At 50.0% G+C, this 17,115-nt stretch carries 15 protein-coding genes; 8 read left to right on the forward strand and 7 right to left on the reverse strand.

From position 1 onward, the window contains the following. Nucleotides 1–87 precede the first annotated feature (87 nt). The 4 genes from AC50Y5_RS07915 to AC50Y5_RS07930 all read left to right on the forward strand — a co-directional run bounded on the left by AC50Y5_RS07915 (nucleotide 88) and on the right by AC50Y5_RS07930 (nucleotide 4,552). Entirely contained in the window at nucleotides 88–1,194 is a 1,107-nt protein-coding gene (locus AC50Y5_RS07915) for a rhamnogalacturonan acetylesterase (RefSeq protein WP_494859607.1), read from the forward strand. 129 nt (nucleotides 1,195–1,323) lie between these two features. Further along, complete coding sequence (locus AC50Y5_RS07920) at nucleotides 1,324–2,043, forward strand: hypothetical protein (protein WP_494859609.1); 720 nt, start codon at nucleotides 1,324–1,326, stop codon at nucleotides 2,041–2,043. 150 nt (nucleotides 2,044–2,193) lie between these two features. Next, the gene (locus AC50Y5_RS07925; protein ID WP_056033948.1) at nucleotides 2,194–2,853 is read left to right on the forward strand and encodes a hypothetical protein; all 660 of its coding nucleotides are present in this window, start codon (nucleotides 2,194–2,196) and stop codon (nucleotides 2,851–2,853) included. Continuing rightward, a complete protein-coding gene (locus tag AC50Y5_RS07930) occupies nucleotides 2,846–4,552 on the forward strand; it encodes a GMC family oxidoreductase N-terminal domain-containing protein (RefSeq protein WP_494859614.1) in 1,707 nt (568 codons plus the stop codon). The genes AC50Y5_RS07925 and AC50Y5_RS07930 overlap by 8 nt, the downstream gene beginning before the upstream one ends. A gap of 390 nt (nucleotides 4,553–4,942) precedes the next feature. On the opposite strand, the gene cobA is transcribed toward AC50Y5_RS07930, so the two are convergent. The 4 genes from cobA to nirB all read right to left on the reverse strand — a co-directional run bounded on the left by cobA (nucleotide 4,943) and on the right by nirB (nucleotide 9,487). Continuing rightward, complete coding sequence (gene cobA, locus AC50Y5_RS07935) at nucleotides 4,943–5,752, reverse strand: uroporphyrinogen-III C-methyltransferase (RefSeq protein WP_442952550.1); 810 nt, start codon at nucleotides 5,750–5,752, stop codon at nucleotides 4,943–4,945. Next, nucleotides 5,752–6,621, reverse strand: a complete 870-nt coding sequence (locus tag AC50Y5_RS07940) for a formate/nitrite transporter family protein (protein ID WP_056039164.1) — start codon at nucleotides 6,619–6,621, stop codon at nucleotides 5,752–5,754. The genes cobA and AC50Y5_RS07940 overlap by 1 nt, the downstream gene beginning before the upstream one ends. Before the next feature lie 100 nt (nucleotides 6,622–6,721). Continuing rightward, entirely contained in the window at nucleotides 6,722–7,033 is a 312-nt protein-coding gene (gene nirD / locus AC50Y5_RS07945) for a nitrite reductase small subunit NirD (RefSeq protein ID WP_056039167.1), read from the reverse strand. An 18-nt stretch (nucleotides 7,034–7,051) separates the two neighbouring features. Continuing rightward, on the reverse strand, nucleotides 7,052–9,487 hold the full coding sequence (gene nirB / locus AC50Y5_RS07950) for a nitrite reductase large subunit NirB (protein ID WP_056039168.1): 2,436 nt from the start codon (nucleotides 9,485–9,487) through the stop codon (nucleotides 7,052–7,054). Nucleotides 9,488–9,788: 301 nt separating this feature from the next. Between nirB and AC50Y5_RS07955 the strand changes: the two genes are divergently transcribed. Then, complete coding sequence (locus tag AC50Y5_RS07955; RefSeq protein WP_056039171.1) at nucleotides 9,789–10,409, forward strand: ANTAR domain-containing response regulator; 621 nt, start codon at nucleotides 9,789–9,791, stop codon at nucleotides 10,407–10,409. Between the two features lie 12 nt (nucleotides 10,410–10,421). Then, nucleotides 10,422–11,486 (forward strand): anthranilate phosphoribosyltransferase, encoded by a 1,065-nt coding sequence (locus AC50Y5_RS07960; RefSeq protein WP_056039173.1) that lies wholly within the window; start codon nucleotides 10,422–10,424, stop codon nucleotides 11,484–11,486. 98 nt (nucleotides 11,487–11,584) lie between these two features. On the opposite strand, the gene AC50Y5_RS07965 is transcribed toward AC50Y5_RS07960, so the two are convergent. The 3 genes from AC50Y5_RS07965 to AC50Y5_RS07975 form a co-directional block, all read right to left on the reverse strand. Then, nucleotides 11,585–12,016: an HlyD family secretion protein gene (locus AC50Y5_RS07965; protein WP_056039176.1), complete on the reverse strand. Its 432-nt coding sequence runs from the start codon at nucleotides 12,014–12,016 to the stop codon at nucleotides 11,585–11,587. A 196-nt stretch (nucleotides 12,017–12,212) separates the two neighbouring features. Next, nucleotides 12,213–12,440, reverse strand: coding sequence for a hypothetical protein (locus AC50Y5_RS07970; protein WP_046228538.1), 228 nt, complete (start codon nucleotides 12,438–12,440; stop codon nucleotides 12,213–12,215). Nucleotides 12,441–12,590: 150 nt separating this feature from the next. After that, nucleotides 12,591–13,559: a helix-turn-helix transcriptional regulator gene (locus tag AC50Y5_RS07975; protein WP_494859621.1), complete on the reverse strand. Its 969-nt coding sequence runs from the start codon at nucleotides 13,557–13,559 to the stop codon at nucleotides 12,591–12,593. A gap of 150 nt (nucleotides 13,560–13,709) precedes the next feature. Between AC50Y5_RS07975 and yicI the strand changes: the two genes are divergently transcribed. Then, nucleotides 13,710–16,031, forward strand: a complete 2,322-nt coding sequence (yicI, locus tag AC50Y5_RS07980) for an alpha-xylosidase (RefSeq protein WP_056039180.1) — start codon at nucleotides 13,710–13,712, stop codon at nucleotides 16,029–16,031. Between the two features lie 267 nt (nucleotides 16,032–16,298). Continuing rightward, nucleotides 16,299–17,069, forward strand: a complete 771-nt coding sequence (locus AC50Y5_RS07985; protein ID WP_056039181.1) for a sugar phosphate isomerase/epimerase family protein — start codon at nucleotides 16,299–16,301, stop codon at nucleotides 17,067–17,069. Nucleotides 17,070–17,115: the final 46 nt, after the last annotated feature.

Here is a 17,115-nt window from a genome sequence, read left to right on the forward strand (position 1 = left end):
CAGAAACGCTGCCTTGCATACAACTTAGAGAACGCTTACAACCAGCATGGGAAACGGCTGATGATCATTTGAGGGAGGAAAACAAAGATGACGGATGTTTTTCGATTTGATTTTGGTGTTGGAGCTGCGAGGGACGGGCATGTGAAGGTAACGGACTCAACGTTGTACGAGCCAGGCAAAGGCTACGGATTCAGCTCGGTCACGAAGGTAGCGGCGAAGAGTCGTGTGGAAGCGGAGGGCATGGGCAGCGACTTCTGCATTCCGATGGAAACGTCCTTTTTGCTTGATGTAGAAAATGGTGTCTACACCGTGAATTTGTTAATCGGCGATGCCATAACCGCAACGGAGACGACGATTAAAGCCGGCTGTGGCCGGCTCATGGCACAGCGTGTGAGGACGGTAGCAGGCGAGTTTATTCGCTACAGCTTTTCCTTGTCCATAAGAGATGGTCAAATCCGCCTGGCCTTTACGGGATTGGCGCCGCGCATTAATGCGCTTGAGGTGCTGCCTTCCAGCCAAACGCCGACCCTTTTTCTTGCCGGAGATTCAACCGTTACGGATCAGCGCGAGGATGGCTATCCCTATGCTGGCTGGGGCCAAATGCTGCCCAAATGGTTCAAGCAGGATGTAGCTATTGAGAATAGGGCGGTTTCCGGGCGGAGCTCCAAAAGCTTTATCGGAGAGGGCCGCCTTGATGAAATCTTTCAATGGATGAAGCCGCGGGACGTGCTGATGATCCAGTTCGGACATAATGACCAGAAGCCGGATGAGGAGCGGCGGACGGAGCCTTTTACCACTTATAAGGAATATTTAAAACAGTACATAGACGGGGCTCGGCATCGCGAGGCGATTCCCGTGCTGGTGACGTCCGTACAGCGGCGATTTTATGAAGCAGATGGTAGTCTCGTCGATACGCATGGCGATTATTTAATTGCGATGAGGGAGCTTGCCGAGGAGGAAAATGTACCGTTAATCGATTTGGCAGAGGAAAGCCGCAAGCTGTTCGAGGAGCTTGGGCCGGAAGCGACCCAATCGGTATTTATGTGGGCGGCGCCCGGCGAGTTTATGAACTTTCCCAATGGCGTAGAGGACAATACGCATTTTCAGGAGCGCGGAGCGCTGCAGGTTGCCAGCCTTGTTGTCGAGCAGCTGAAGCAATTGAGGCTTGGAGCAATACAGGTCGCATTCCGCTAAGCTTTGTTGTCACTAAGTGCGCGCCGCACATTCAGCGGACGTTAAGGCGGCATTCATACGGTGTTCATAATGGTTTGATAAGCTGTGCTTGTACAATTAAGCAAGGCTTATTGAAAGGAAGCGAACCCTATGAAGAATTGGAAAACACTACTAAGTACGATTGTGATAACGGCCACTTTGGCTGCATGCAGCGCCAATCAGACAGCAACGAATACGACCGCTGCTGCCGGCACGGAAGCGGCCACTGCTCAGAGTGGTACACAAGCAGATGCTGGCGCAGGACAAGGACAGGGAGGTCCGGGCCAAGGCGGCATGATGATGGGTGGCACAATGGGCAAGATCAAATCCATTGATGGGCAGACCATTACGCTCTACAAATCTTCCTTCACGCCAGGTGACCGCCAAGGAGGAGGCGAGCCTCCAGCAGCGCAGGGCGATGCACAGCAAGGTGAAGCGGGAGCGGCACCAGATGGAACACAGCCGGAGCCGCCGATACAGGATGGCGGACAAGCTGCTGGGGGTCAGGGCGGTGGCCGGATGAATATGGAGAACATGTTCACCGAGGAGACGGTGGAAGTGACGGTTACCGATGCGACAACGATTACAGCCATTTCTTTCGAAAACGACCAGCGTGTGGAGACGGCCAAGACGCTTGCCGACTTGAAAGCCGATGACATTGTCACTTACACGTTAACCGACGGCACCCAGGATGCGGCAACGATTCAAATCGGCGGCATGATGGGTGGAGGAATGGGCGGCGGCCGTCCCGGCGGCCAAGGCAGCGGTGGCGGTACGGCGGGCCAAGGCTCGGATACAGCTGCTGACGCATCCGAGGCAGCAGCTTCATAACGATATTGAAATCGCAAAAAGGAAAGAGCGGCCCTAATGGCTGCTCTTTCCTTTTTGCTTGTGAAAGAATAATAGACAAACTAATGGAATAGATTTTGTTATATTGAGTCCAAATGCTAACATCTCTGCTTGCAAAGGGTGGAATCCGACATGCATCGAACAAAATCATATATTAATTCCATTGATCTTTCTACGGTTGCAACGTTTCGGGCGCTGGTCGAAGCCATTGTGCCAAACACACCTGCGCTTGCCGTTTACGGAGCGGAGCAAACGGCTGGAGCAGTAGATTTGCACATTCATGAGTATATGATATGGGAATTGGATCATAGTCTTTCGCTTTTTTTAGGCACACATCTTACGGTCGTTCCGTTAGCTGCCCCAACGGCCCAAATGCTCAATGCGGGTGCGGTTCAACTCGTCACCTCTGGGCGTGCGCAGCATGCTCCAAATCATGCGGTTTGGGAAAGCAGCCCCTATGCCGCACTTTCTCCTATCGATAGGATTCGGGTTCTAGCAATGCTTGAGCAGCTTGATGTTGATCTTTGGAGCTTGCCCCCTCCGTACCAGTATGATGGAGGCATTGTCCGCTTTATGGTTGACTTTCTCAACAGGCAGACGATGTTTGGCAATTACTCGGAGTGGTCCGCGTATGGTACGACTCGGCTCGCTACGCCTACCGAGCGAAGATTGGAATATTTCCCGATCAGCTGGAAGCAGGTCGGTTACCCAGGCGTCGTTCCGGGTTACCGGGCGCTGCTCGGTTATAAGTTGACCATCGTTCGTGAGGGAGGGGAATCTACCATTGTATGATGCGGATGTAATCGTAATCGGATCCGGCGGCGGAGGTGCCGTTGCTGCCAAGGAGCTCGCAGAGGCTGGACTGCAAGTATTGGTGCTGGAAGCTGGCCCATGGTATGGAAATAAAAACTGGCAAAACCCGAACAGCGAGCGTGGAGGGGAATGGAGCTCCAGCTACAATGATCTGGATGTAGCTCTCTATAAGAAGCTGTACAATGGGTATGAGAACAACATGAATGATGTGGTGTCCGGCATGTTCCGCTTCGGTCCGGCAGACCGCCGGCGTACACCTTGGCATAGGGTTATGCGCCAGAAGGGAGACATCTGGCAGCTTTCAGGAGTTGGAGGAACGACCCAGCATTATTGGACGCAGTCGCCGCGGGCTTTTCCGATTGCAGTTGATGGGATATGGCCCATTAGCTATAAGGAGCTGATTCCTTATTACGAGAAAGCTGAAGCCACATTGCCTGTCCAGTTTGCACCGACGACTCCGAAAGAAGAGCTTTTTTACTACGGGGCTAAAAAGGCGGGCTGGCAGCTCATACCTACGCTCAATGTGACGACGCCGGGTTATCGCCCGAATCCAAACGCTATACTCCCGACAAATGAGCATCTGATGGACCCCAATTATTCATTGGAGCAATTATCACACATGGAAGGGTGCACCTTGAAGGGGAACTGTGTCAACGGCTGTTCGGTCGGACCGTCCGTCGATAAAATTGCCAAGAGAAGCACCCTCGTCAGCTACATTCCTCTCGCTCTCAAAACCGGCAATGTTGCCATTCGTCCCAATTCCTTCGCGATTAAAATTTTAACCGAGCAGGACCCGAAAGAAGGGCTTCGTGCAACAGGTGTGCAATTTCGAGATACATGGACAGGGGAAATCGGGGAACTGAATGCCAAAACGGTCGTCATGGCTGCAGGCTGCATCGAATCTCCACGTCTGTGGCTGAATTCTGGACTGCCCCATAATGCTTGGGTAGGAAGGGGATTGACGAATCATTGCTTCGATTGGGTTTCAGGCGTTTTTGATGAAAAGGAACTGATGAAAGTGCTGGGCATGCCGTCTGTCTATCCGTATGCGGGGCACACTTCGGGGGCTAGAGTTGATATTCCGGGAACGGGTATTTTTCAAGTGTCCTGCCTAAGCCCTGGATTGATGTCTTTTTTGACCTATGGCTTTAGCGAGGCAGGCTTTAACGCCCTTTCCCCTCCCGAGCCAGGGGCGCCTTGGGATATTCGCGGCCGGGTCGTCGGTCCGCAACTGAAAGAGCTGATGATGAACTATACACGAACGATGACGATGCTGCTGCTCACAGATGACGAAACGCTTTACCACAATAGGGTTGAGGTAGATCCGCTGCTGAAGGACGAGAACGGACCTATTCCGGTTGTCTATTATACTCCCAGCAAAAAAACGCTGCAAAGACGCGACAAATTAGCCAGATATGCTTCCGAGACGCTGAAGCAGGCAGGAGCCAAAACGATTATTCGTTCGGATACGCCATTCAGCTTCATGCTCCATATTGAAAGCACGATGCGAATGGGGTACGTTACGGATACGAACTGCGAAGCGATGCAAGTCAAACGGCTGTTCATCGCCGATAATAGTGTGCACTTCAATGGGATCGGCGGACCGAATCCGACGCTTACAACACAAGCGCTGGCCACACGAACGGCCGAAAAGATTTTTAATCAATATTTTGCATAACGCTAAATTTGTTATTTAGCATCTGTATGCATCCCCAAGCACATTTCGTTGACCACACAGACAGGTACCCTCTCTCATTTTTGAAGGACAGAGGTTCCGCTATTTCCGCTTTTTTTTCGATTTCAGCCTGCACGCGGACAGGAGATCCGCTATTGCCCTCATAATTGTGTCAAAATGGCGATTGCTGGCGCATTAGCGGCTCCTGAGTCCGCAGGATTCTTCATAACCGTTATCCTGTTGAAATAGCGGATGCTGTGTCCGCCAAGTTTCTGAAACTCCGATTATCGTTTGCAATACCAACCTAGTAAGTGGCAGCAGGCGCTGCTCTAAATGCACATGAGGCCCCGGAGAGCAATGCTCCCCGAGGCCTCAATCATTTAAACTTTTCTGTCAGCCAATCAATTGCTCTGCTTGCTGCTCTTCTTGTTGCTTCACTTGCTGTGCCGCTTGCTGCTCTGCCATAAGCAGCTGCTCTCGCACTTTGACAACCTCACCGATAATAATTAACGCAGGGTTGCTGAGCTGTACGGAAGCGGCCAGATGATGAATATGCTCAAGTGTGCCAGTAAAGGTACGCTGCCTCGAGGTGGTGCCTCGCTCAATAAGTGCAACGGGCGTCGAAGCGGCTTTTCCATGCTTCAGCAGTTCTTCGCGGATGGCGCCAAGCTGGCTGACTCCCATATAGATGGCTAATGTATCCACGCTATGTGCCAGCAGATCCCAGCGTACAGGCGCTTTATCGCCATGGCAGCGGGTGCCTGTGACGCAGGCGAAGGATGAAGCATGCTCGCGGTGAGTCAGCGGAATATTCGCCGCTGCCGCAGCTCCGATCGCCGACGTAATGCCGGGTATCACCTCATAAGGAATGCCATGCTTGGCAAGCTCCAGCGTCTCCTCGCCGCCGCGTCCGAAGACGAAGGGGTCGCCGCCTTTCAGGCGAACGACATTTTTTCCTTGGCTAGCGTATTGTATAAGCAGTTGATTAATTTTATCCTGTGGCATGGCATGGGCGTTTGGTGCTTTGCCGCAATAGATGAGCTCGACGTTTTTGCTGGCATAATCGAGCAGCTCTGTGGTAGCGAGCCTGTCATACAAAATAACATCAGCCGACTGGATGCGCCGCATTGCTTTAACGGTAATGAGCTCGGGATCGCCCGGACCTGCTCCGACAATGTAAACCGTGCCTGCTGACTGCTTCATCATAGTCCACCTCCTTTGGAGGTTACTGCTCCAGCTGCTGCCGGTTCGGATTTTATCGTTGCTTTAACGTTCAAAGCTTGGCTTGTCGGCGAATGATGGGACAAATACAGCAGCATCCCCGTAAATACTGCACCTCCAATAAAGTTGCCGATGAGTACCGGAATTTGATTCCATACCCACCAATCAGCAAAGCTGACGTCAGCGCCAAGCAGCATGCCTGCGGGAATGACGAACATATTGACGACCGCATGCTCAAAGCCTTGGGCGAAGAAAATAACGATGGGCAGCCACATCGCAATGATTTTGCCGCCCGTTGATTTGGACGTCATCGCCATTACGACGCCGAGTGTCACCATCCAGTTGCACAAAATCGCTTTAATGACAACAAGCATCATGCCTTCAGACCCCATATGCTTGTAGCCGAGTGTTTTCGTTTCGCTAAGCTGAATAATCATTTGAATGAGCGGATTGCTCATATCGGTGAACATTTTTGTTATGACTAAGCCGTACAGCAGCGCATATGCAGCGCAGCCAATTAAATGACCGACAATGACCCAGAAATAATTGGACAGCATGCGGGCTGCGGTCGTCTTGCGGGCAACGACAGATAGAGGGCTTAGTGCAAAGCTGCCAGTCACAAGCTCCAATCCAAGGAGGACGATGATCACGAACCCAGCGGGAAATACGAGAGCGCCTGCAAGGCCAAGCGAGGTTTGGCTGGCAGCCGTAAACGCAAGCGTTGTGGCAAAGGCCAAAATTGCGCCTCCGAGAAAACCGCGGATGACCATTTGCAGCGTGCTCGCATTAGCTTTCGCAGTCCCAGTATCAATCATTGTATTTATTACTTCTGCGGGTTTGATATAGGACATAATGATGTCTCCTTAAGATTAGGAATCGCCTAACATGCTCTTTATTATAGAAGTAAAGCGATGAGAATTGGAAATAAGTAATATTTATAAAAGATATAAATTATATAACCACGTAAATGGCGCCGTTATCTGGATCAATTTCAGTAGCAAAAGTCGTTACGCAGCCGTCATCCGGGTCCTTCACCAAACCGCTATGGAGGTCAACCTTCCAATCATGCAGCGGACAATGGACAACCGTACCGCATACCATGCCTTCGGATAAAAGTCCGCCTTTATGCGGACAACGATTTTCAATAGCGAGTACGCTGCCGTCCTCAAGACGGAATAAAGCAATTTCCGTCTCCTTCACGCGCACGGTGCGCGAGCCGCGAACATCAATATCAGATAATTTGCCAATCAGCAGTTTGCTCATATTTAATCCCTCCTGATGTTAAACCGGCAGTGGGCCGGCAATCGGTTCGAAGTTTTTACGCAATTCATCGTTATCCACAATTTCTTTCCAAGGGTCTGTCGTCAGGCTGAGCGTTTTCTGTACACGTTCAACGAGCGCGAGGCGGTCTTCTTGCTTCTCCAACGCTTTTTTGACCGTATCAAGGCCAACACGGTCGATCCAGTGGGCGGTACGCTCATTCCACTGGGCTGTTTCGCGGTAGTATTGCAGGTAAGCACCCGTCCATTCCATTACCTCGTCTTCTGTTTTCACCGTTGTCAGCAAGTCGCAGGCCCTTACCTTCACACCAGCATTGCCGCCAACATGAATTTCCCATGCCCCGTCAATCGCTACAACACCCAAATCTTTAATCGTTGCTTCCGCACAGTTGCGGGGACAGCCGGAGACCGCCAGCTTGAATTTTGCCGGAGCGTTCAGACGCTCGAAAGCCTTTTCCATCTTAATGCCCATGGCCATGGCATCCTGTGTACCAAAGCGGCAGAACGTATTGCCGACGCATGTTTTTACGGTCCGGAGCGTTTTGCCGTAGGCGTGGCCCGAAGCCATCTCGAGCTCCTCCCACATTTTGGGCAAATCCTCTTTTTTAACACCGAACAGGTCTAGGCGCTGGCCGCCTGTAAATTTCACTAGCGGCACATTGAATTTTTCGGCTACCGAAGCGATTTTAATCAAGTCTGCTGGAGTTGTCACTCCGCCATAAATACGTGGGACGACGGAATAAGTACCGTCCTTCTGAATGTTGGCGTGATAACGCTCATTCGTGAAGCGGGATTCCTTCTCATCCACATAATCTTCTGGGAACAGCATGCCCAGGTAGTAGTTGAGGGAAGGGCGGCACTTCGAGCAGCCTTCTTTGTTATTCCAGTCGAGCACATGCATCACTTCTTTGATCGTCATCAGGCGCATGCTTTGGATTTGTTCTACGATTTCGTCACGGCTAAGCGATGTGCAGCCGCAAATGCCTTCCTTCGCGGATTCGCCTACTGCGTCACCTGCGAACAAGTGCAGCAATCCTTCGATATCGGCCTTGCAGCCGCCGCAGGATGCGGATGCTTTCGTGCAGGCTTTCAGCTCACCGAATGTATGGCAGCCTTTGTTAAGGACTGCATCGCCGATGGCACCTTTAGTGACGCCGTTGCAGCCGCAGACGATTTCATCGTCGGGCATGTTTTCCAGCCGGCTAGCACTGCCGCCTGATTTGCCAAGCAAATCGTTCGAAATGCCGAGCAGCAGCTCCTTCTCGCGGCCTTCAATCGATTCTCCGCTTTTTATGGAAGCAAACAACGAGGCGCCGTCCGCTGTATCGCCGAACAATACCGCACCAATCAGCTTGCCGCCCCGGATAACGATTTTTTTATAAGTGCCCGCCATATCATCTTGAATCCGCAGCGCCCGCGAGCCTTCCGTCTCAATAAAGCGCCCCGCTGAAAAGACATCGACGCCAGATACTTTTAGTTTGGTGGAAGTGACCGATCCGGCATAACCAGTCGTTTCGACGCCTGCAAGACGTTTAGCGAGCACCGCGCCTTGCTCATACAAGGGAGCCACAAGGCCGTAAGCAACGCCCCTATGCTCTACACATTCGCCAAGTGCCGATACATGGGCCATATTCGTATTCATAAAATCATCGACGAGTATGCCGTTGTTATAGTCAATACCAGAGCTTTTCGCCAAATCCACATTCGGGCGTATGCCGACGGCCATCACGATCAGGTCGGTAGCCAAATGGCTGCCATCGGTAAATTGCAGCTCCTTGACTCTGCCGCGGCCTGTAATTGAAGCGGAGTGCTTGCTGAGCAGAAATTTCATGCCTTGAGCTTCAAGTTCCTTTCTCAGCATGAGCGAGGCTGCCTCATCGAGCTGGCGTTCCATAATATAAGGATGCTTATGAATGACGGTGACTTCCATACCGAGATTGAGCAAGCCGCGGGCAGCTTCTAAGCCGAGCAGGCCTGCGCCGATAACGGCTGCTTTTTTATACGATTTGGCTGCGCTGAACATTTTCTCGCAATCTTGAATATCGCGGAAGGCAATGACGCCTTCTTTATCTGCGCCGGGAATAGGGAGCATAAACGGCTTGGAGCCTGTTGCGATAACGACTTCATCATAAGGGGCCTCCATGCCGCTTTCGGAAATGACGACTTTGCGCTGCGTATCAATTTTTTTGATCGCTTGATTCGTATGAAGCGTAATGTGGTTGTCCTTGTACCAATCCCAATCATTAATAATGATATCTTTAAGCTCGGTGCTGCCTGCCAAGACGGTGGACAGCATAATACGATTATAGTTAGGGTGCGGCTCCGCACCGAAAATCGTAATCTCATAAGTGTCTGGGGCCAGCTTGAGCAAATGCTCGATTGCACGAACGCCTGCCATGCCGTTGCCGATAAGTACTAATTTTTTAGGGATTGTCATCATGGTTCTCTCCTCTCAAATAGGGCAGCTCTGTCTGGATAAATATAAAAAGCCTGATTTCGCTCCCAAGGACACAGTTGTGCTTCCTTGGTAGAACGAAACCAGGCTCCATTGCCGGTTCAATCGAATACGCCATTGTACTCGTGAAAAACGTTATAGTTGATAGTGCTACTATACACTGGATTTTTATATCATGTCAATATATCTGACGTAAATTGTTGCATAAATTGAGGTGTCGACAAATTAAAGGAGTTTGTGTTATAAATATTCACAACAGTCAAATAGGAGGGGGCGCTCCTGAATGCGTTCTTTATTACTTATTGAACATAAAGCTGCCGATTGGGAGCCTGTAAGACCGAAAAACCAGGCAGACCGCGATTTAAGCAGGCTTTTGCCCGAAGTTATTTTGGAGTCCGGCGGTTATTTTGTATTGCATGGCGGCAGCGAGGAGCTTGCGCGCAAGCATATCGCCCAATCGGATGCAGTTGTATTGAATCTCCCATTAAACGAGGTAAAGTACTGGGGCACTAAACTGCTGGGCTGGAAAAAAATTCCGATGCTTTGGTGGTGCAGTGCCGAAACCGCGACGCTTTCGAATGCTTTTTGCGAGGATGATCTTCCGGTGGATGGCATCATAACGCCGCTTATGAGCGAGCAGGAGCTGCATTGGGCATTCCATTTTGGAGCCAAGCAATGCAGTGAGCGGCAACAGTGGCATTTGGAACGCCAGCAGCTGGAGGGCCGTCTGGAAGAACGAAAATGGATTGATATGGCGAAGGGCATTTTATGTGACATTAAAAAAGTTTCCGAAGCGGAGGCTTATGATTTGCTGCGCAAGCAGGCTATGAATGAGCGCAAACGCCTTGTGGATGTAGCGACGTCCATTGTAAAGGTATATCAGCTGCTGCAGGAGCAGAAATAAGGGGGAGTACCGATGATTACCAATCTATTGAAGGAAGTCGGGCGCGGGAAGAGGGGCGCGCGTGATTTGACCTATGATGAAGCGGTGCAAGCAGCCGAATGGATTGTGAATCTGGAGGCGACTCAGGCGCAGATCGGTGCTTTTTTTATGGCGGAGCGAATTAAGATGGAAAGCGTTGAGGAGCTTGAAGCTTTCGTCAACGTGTGCCGGAGCCAGGCCCGCCGCGAGCATGTGCAGGAGGGAATTGACTGCGCAGGGCCATACGACGGTAGGAAAAAATCATTTTACGCCACATTCGCCACCTCCTTCGTCTTAGCGGCTGCCGGATTGCCGGTCACGCTGCACGGTACAGCTTCCCTTCCTCCAAAATGGGGCATTACGCTGCAGGATCTGCTGCTCGAAATGGGCATAAATCCGAAGCTGCTTTCGCAGGAGGCATCGCTTGAAGCTGCAAGGGAGACGGGCATTCTGTTCGTTCCCGCAGAAGAGTGGTGCCCGCCGCTTAAGCGGCTGCACGGGCTGCGCGAGGAATTGGGCATGCGAACGGTATTGAACACAGCTGAGAAGCTTGTGGATTATGGACATTCGCCTTATCTCGCATTCGGCGTTTATCACAATACGGTATTTGACCGCATGTCGAAGCTATTGACGAATTTGAATTATAAGAAGGCGCTCATTGTGCAAGGGACGGAGGGCTCGGAGGATTTGTTCATCGAGCGGCCAACTAGAACGTATCAGGTAGAAAATGGCGAAGCCAGCCTGCAAATGATTGACCCAGATGCCTATGGACTGGAGCTGCCTGTACCCGACGTGGACTGGACGCCCGCGGAGCAAATGGCTGTGACGGAGGCCGTGCTTAATGGAGGCGGGCATCTCGCTTTTATGAATCAGGTGCTGCTTAACGCTGCGGTCCGGCTTCATTTGGCAGAGCGAGTCGATTCCATTGAAGAGGGCTTGTACACGTGCAAGGACTTGATCGACAATGGGGTGGCATGGGAGCTCTATGAGAAGTGGAAGGTTAGCTTGCTCATCTCGGAGCAGCAGCAGCTTCATAAGGCGACTGTGACGACGCCGTAATTTTAACCGTGAATAGAATCTATGATTTACATGAAAAAAAGCAGTCTTCAAGCTCGCGTCGCGGGCCATTTGAAGGCTGCTTTTTGGTATGGGATGAATTAGTGATCATCGAGCACATTTTTATATTGACTGGAAAATAGCGGTTGTTTATGTTTTAAACGTTCAATTTCGAGCTTAATAATGGATTGCTCCTTAACGATGTATTCCACATCTTGTTTAAGGCTGGTAACATTTTGATTCAAATGCGAAACTTTGTCATGCGTATGACGAAGTATGCTAATGACATCGTCATTTTGCGATTGTTCCATGCGCCCCAGCTGGATTTGAATTTGATCAAGACGCGTGTCTGTTTGGTCAAGGCGATTATCCACATGGTCAAAACGCTTGTCCATTTGGTCAAGGCGACTATCTACATGGTCAAAACGCTTGTCCATTTGGTCAAGACGCTTATCAAACTGATCAAGCCGTTCGTTCGTTTGCTGCGCAAATTGGATCAATAACTGTTCAATACGGTTAATTTGTTCGCTCATTTAACAGCCTCCATGTAGTCATTGAATCTAGTATAACATGTATCGAAATTTCAGCAATGGCCTAGTAGTCGTCTAAACGCAGCAAAGCAGGCGATGCCAGATCGCCTGCCTGAACCGTACACAATCAAAACCTAAAATCACAGCTTGTCCAATTGCTGGAGCAGCAAGGACTCAGCTTGCAGCAGCATACTCTAGCTTAGTAAAGGGAAATCGTTAACGTATCCTTCTCATGATACGAATGCAGCGTAGCTTCGCTGCCGACGATTTCGACGCTGATCAGCGACTTGATACAGAGCTTGAGCGCATTTTTGCCAGTGTTCAGCTTGCGGTTCAGTACATCGGTAAGTTTCTCGACAGCTTTTTTATTCGTATCCGTTATATAGACGGGAATCGTTTTATTTTGAAACAACAGCATTGTTTTCATAAAGGAATTCCTCCGCTCATTGGTTAATTTTAATTTTACTTTACTTGATGAATCTTAAGCGAATCTTAAAAAAAAGTTATGAAAAGGTTACAAAATCGTAATTTTTTCTAAAAACATAAGAATGTATAAGTTTGCACCTATAATAGGCTTCTATTTCTCGGACTGAAACGCGCCTTGCCGCCAAAGAGCAGCGACAGCCGTTTCACCTTGTAATGGGCCATTTTGGACCGGATTCCGCTTTTGCTTGCGAAAATCGGACGGGGTGCAGTTCAACGTCTTGCGAAACACTTTAACAAAATAGCTGATATGGTCGAAACCGACCTCCAGCGCGATGTCTGAAATTTTGCGTTCCGTGTGCAGCAGCAGCTCGGCCGCCTGGTTTACCCGATAGGCGTTCAAATATTCAACCGGCGTCTGCCTCGTCATTGATTTGAAAAAACGGAAAAACTGTCCTTCGCTCATCGGAATTTGCTCCGCCAGCTCGCCTATGCGTATTGGTCTGCGATAATGCAGTTGGATATAGAGTATGCTTTTCTTAAGCCGCTCTATTCGGGTTCTGTCGTCTGTTCTTGCTTCGCTGCGATTGCATGCCCGGTTCTCAATAGCGATCTCATGCAGCATTAAGTAGAAATACCCTTTCACCGCAGCCTCGAATCCGGCATAGGGTGCTCTGCAGCAGTTAATCATAGAACGGAGCAGGAAGAGCAGCTGCCGCTTCCAACCACTGTCCGGTGATATATGTCTCGGAAACGTCTTTTTCTTCTCCTGGAACGGACGAACGCAGGTTTCCTGTACAGCATCGTAGCTAGTGCTATCCAGCCAGCGAACGTCAAATACGATGGCGCAATAGGTGCAGGAGGAGCCATTTAAAGAGTGTCCGGCATGAATATCTCCGCTGTCGATGAAGACGGCTTCGCCAGCGCGAACGGGAAAATACTCGGTGTCAATCTGGAAGAGCATCTCGCCCTCCAGCACAACTAGAAACTCAGCCTCGTCATGCCAGTGACAATCTACATTTACCTCGCCAGGTGCATATTCCATCCAGTAAGCAGCAAGAGGAAAGGTAACATCGCCATGCATGCGGTCTTCCCTGAGCGAATGACGCAGCGTCAAATCCATTGCAGTCAACCTCCGGTGATGAAGAAATCAGAATGGTGTTATAAACGGGCATAATTCTGTTAGTTTGTTGCTTTGCTTATCAGTATAATGCAAAATAGAACGATTTTAAAGTCAAATAATCGATATAAAAGCAGAAAGGTCGGTTCTATTATGAAATTTACTGACGGCAACTGGATGCTGCGTAAACAGTATGACCTTCTGGGCGCGGTACAAGCCCATGATTTCGAGCAAAAGGATGGCGTGCTTACGGCATATGCGTCTCCGCGTCCTATTTTGTCACGTTCCAATATGTTAGATACGATGCTGCTTACGGTTCGGTTTCATTCTCCGATGCCGGGCGTTGTCGGCGTTAAGCTGATTCATCACATGGGCGTGCGTGAGCGCGGTCCTGTATTCGAGCTGACGAAGGAAACGGGAACTTTCGTTACTATAGAAGAAACAGAAGAAGCAGCGATCCTGACAAGCGGCAGCCTGAGCGTTCATATTCGTAAAGGTCCCGAGTGGTCAGTGGATTTCTACCGCGGCTCCGAGCGCATTACCGGAAGCAGGCAGAAGTCGATGGCGTATATTACGGAAGGTAAAGAGCAAGCCTATATGCGTGAAGAACTGGATCTTGGTGTAGGCGAATGGGTTTATGGCCTCGGCGAGCGTTTTACGCCTTTCGTGCGCAACGGCCAGGTCGTCGATATTTGGAACCAGGACGGTGGCACAAGCTCCGAGCAAGCGTACAAAAATATTCCGTTCTATGTAACGAACAAAGGTTATGGCGTATTCGTCAACCAGCCGGATCTCGTTTCCTTCGAAATTGCTTCGGAGAAAGTGAAGAAGGTTCAATTCCATGTGCCTGGCGAATCCCTTGAATATTTCGTGATTGATGGTCCAACGATTAAAGAGGTGCTTGGAAAATATACCGCACTGACAGGCAAGCCTTCTTTGCCGCCGGCATGGACGTTCGGCCTGTGGCTGTCGACCTCTTTTACAACAAATTATGATGAAGCAACGGTTAATTCCTTCGTCGATGGCATGGAAGAGCGCGGTTTGCCGCTGCATGTATTCCACTTCGACTGTTTCTGGATGCGCGATTTCCATTGGACGGATTTCAAATGGGATGAGCGGATATTCCCGGACCCTGTCGGCATGCTCAAACGCCTGAAAGAGAAGGGGCTTAAAATCTGCGTATGGATTAACCCTTACATCGCGCAGCGCTCCCGTCTGTTTGAAGAGGGCAGAGACAATGGCTATTTGATCAAAAAGCCAAATGGCGACGTATGGCAATGGGATATGTGGCAGCCGGGCATGGCTATCGTGGACTTCACGAATCCTGCGGCATGCGAATGGTACAAAGGCTATCTGCGTGAGCTTGTAGATATGGGCGTTGACAGCTTCAAAACGGACTTCGGCGAGCGCATTCCGACCGATGTGGTGTACCATGACGGCTCTGACCCTGAGAAAATGCACAATTTCTACACGTACCAATATAACAAGGTTGTATTTGAGGTATTGGAAGAGAAGCTGGGCAAAAATGAAGCTGCGCTGTTCGCGCGTTCCGCTACCGTTGGCGGTCAAAAGTTCCCCGTTCACTGGGGCGGCGATTGCTACGCGGATTACGAGTCAATGGCTGAATCGCTGCGCGGCGGCCTGTCGCTGGGCTTGTCCGGCTTTGGCTTCTGGAGCCACGATATCGGCGGCTTTGAGAGTACAGCTCCAGCCCATGTCTTCAAACGCTGGCTTGCGTTTGGCTTGCTTTCCAGCCACAGCCGCCTGCATGGCAGCAGATCGTACCGGGTGCCTTGGGCGTATGATACAGAGGCGGTTGATGTTACCCGCTTCTTCACGAAGCTCAAATGCAGCCTGATGCCTTACCTGTTTAATACAGCTGCGCAAGCGGTGGAGCAAGGTTTGCCGTCGATGCGTGCGATGGTGCTGGAATTTCCGGAAGATCCAACTTCCGAGTTCCTTGATCGCCAGTACATGCTGGGTGATTCCATCATGGTTGCCCCTGTATTCGACGAAAATGGCTTTGTACAATATTATTTGCCGGAAGGCAGCTGGACGCATCTTCTGACTGGCGAAATCGTAGAAGGCGGAAAATGGCTCAAGGAAACGCATGACTTCCTCTCGCTTCCATTGTTTGTTCGTCCAAATTCAATCATCGCAATCGGTGCGAATGATACGAAGCCGGATTATGACTTTGCTGACGGCGTGAAGCTGACGGCTTACAGCCTCGCTGATGGAGCATCTGCATCATCCACCGTTCGCGACATTAAAGGCGCTGCCGAGCTGCTCGTTACTATGAAGCGCGAAGGCAAGGAAGTAGCCGTTAAGGTACAAGGCAGCGGTAAAGCGCTCAGCCTGGCTCTACACGGTATTGGCGAAATTGCTAAAGTGGATGGCGCTGCTTCGCTTCAAGACGGCACGGTATCAATTGCTGCTGGTGCGAAAGAAACAGCATTTACGATTACGCTGAAGTAATTGAAATAAAAACTGAAATAAATATTGAAAGAAACAAACGGCATAATGCCGGATGAGCTTTTAAAAACAGACCAACGCCTTGTGACGACCGCATCAACAGCCGTCGCAGGGCGTTTTTTTCTTAGAGTAAAAGACAGCATTCAACAAAATAACATATAAAAAGACTAATAAGACAGCTGTTTTTTGCAGCGCTCCTTCTATATAATTTGAAATGTAAGGTACAAGACTTGAGAAACTAAATTCACAATATAAAGGAGTGCGGCCAAAGTGGGACAAATCGGAATTGGTTTACAATTGTATACGCTCCGTGACGCAACAGCGGAAGACTTCGAGGGCACGCTGCGCAAGGTTGCGGCAATGGGATATGAAGGCGTGGAGTTTGCAGGCTACGGCGGTATTGAAGCGGAAAAAATGCGTGACTTGCTCCAAGAGCTTGGACTTAAAGCAATCGGAAGCCATATCGGCCTGCATTTGCTGGAAAGCCAACTGGATGAAGAAATCGCTTACTTGAAAACGATCGGCGCAAAATATGCGATCTGTCCTTATTTGCTGGATGATCAGCGCAGTGCTGAAGCTTGGGCGAAGCATTTTGTAGCTTTTGAGGAGTATGGTAAACGTTTCCGTGAAGCGGGTATTGATTTTGCCTACCATAACCACGATTTTGAATTTAAAGTGGAGATCGACGGCAAAGAAGTATTTGATGCGCTTTATGAGCGAATCAGCCCTGAGCTGCTGAAAGTGGAAATGGATATCGGCTGGGTACAATTTTCCGGCAAAGATCCACTCGCTTACATTGCGAAATATGCAGGACGTCTGCCTTTGCTTCATTTGAAGGACTACCGCGACAACAATGGCCAATTGCCAATTGATACGGTAGAACTTGGCCGTGGCGATCTTCCGCTGCTTCCTATCATTAATAGTGCGGTTGAAGCGGGTGCAGAATGGTTGATCGTTGAGCAGGACACTTGCGCAAATCCTCCGCTTGAAGCAGTAGCGGAAAGCATGGACTGGCTGAAAAACAATTTTCTGAACGCTTAATTCGCAAATAGGGAATGACCTTATCCATTATTTATTGAAAAGGCAG

This window comes from Paenibacillus sp. JT22N7 (assembly GCF_059383875.1).

Coding starts and splice junctions, on each gene's coding strand:
- AC50Y5_RS07975 (WP_494859621.1), bottom strand. CDS start 13,559: ATGGATTTGACGCTGCGTCATTCGCTCAGGGAAGACCGCATGCATGGC.
- nirB (WP_056039168.1), bottom strand. CDS start 9,487: ATGACAATCCCTAAAAAATTAGTACTTATCGGCAACGGCATGGCAGGC.
- cobA (WP_442952550.1), bottom strand. CDS start 5,752: ATGAAGCAGTCAGCAGGCACGGTTTACATTGTCGGAGCAGGTCCGGGC.
- AC50Y5_RS07925 (WP_056033948.1), top strand. CDS start 2,194: ATGCATCGAACAAAATCATATATTAATTCCATTGATCTTTCTACGGTT.
- AC50Y5_RS07940 (WP_056039164.1), bottom strand. CDS start 6,621: ATGTCCTATATCAAACCCGCAGAAGTAATAAATACAATGATTGATACT.
- AC50Y5_RS07955 (WP_056039171.1), top strand. CDS start 9,789: ATGCGTTCTTTATTACTTATTGAACATAAAGCTGCCGATTGGGAGCCT.
- AC50Y5_RS07965 (WP_056039176.1), bottom strand. CDS start 12,016: ATGAGCGAACAAATTAACCGTATTGAACAGTTATTGATCCAATTTGCG.
- AC50Y5_RS07920 (WP_494859609.1), top strand. CDS start 1,324: ATGAAGAATTGGAAAACACTACTAAGTACGATTGTGATAACGGCCACT.
- AC50Y5_RS07915 (WP_494859607.1), top strand. CDS start 88: ATGACGGATGTTTTTCGATTTGATTTTGGTGTTGGAGCTGCGAGGGAC.
- nirD (WP_056039167.1), bottom strand. CDS start 7,033: ATGAGCAAACTGCTGATTGGCAAATTATCTGATATTGATGTTCGCGGC.
- AC50Y5_RS07970 (WP_046228538.1), bottom strand. CDS start 12,440: ATGAAAACAATGCTGTTGTTTCAAAATAAAACGATTCCCGTCTATATA.
- yicI (WP_056039180.1), top strand. CDS start 13,710: ATGAAATTTACTGACGGCAACTGGATGCTGCGTAAACAGTATGACCTT.
- AC50Y5_RS07960 (WP_056039173.1), top strand. CDS start 10,422: ATGATTACCAATCTATTGAAGGAAGTCGGGCGCGGGAAGAGGGGCGCG.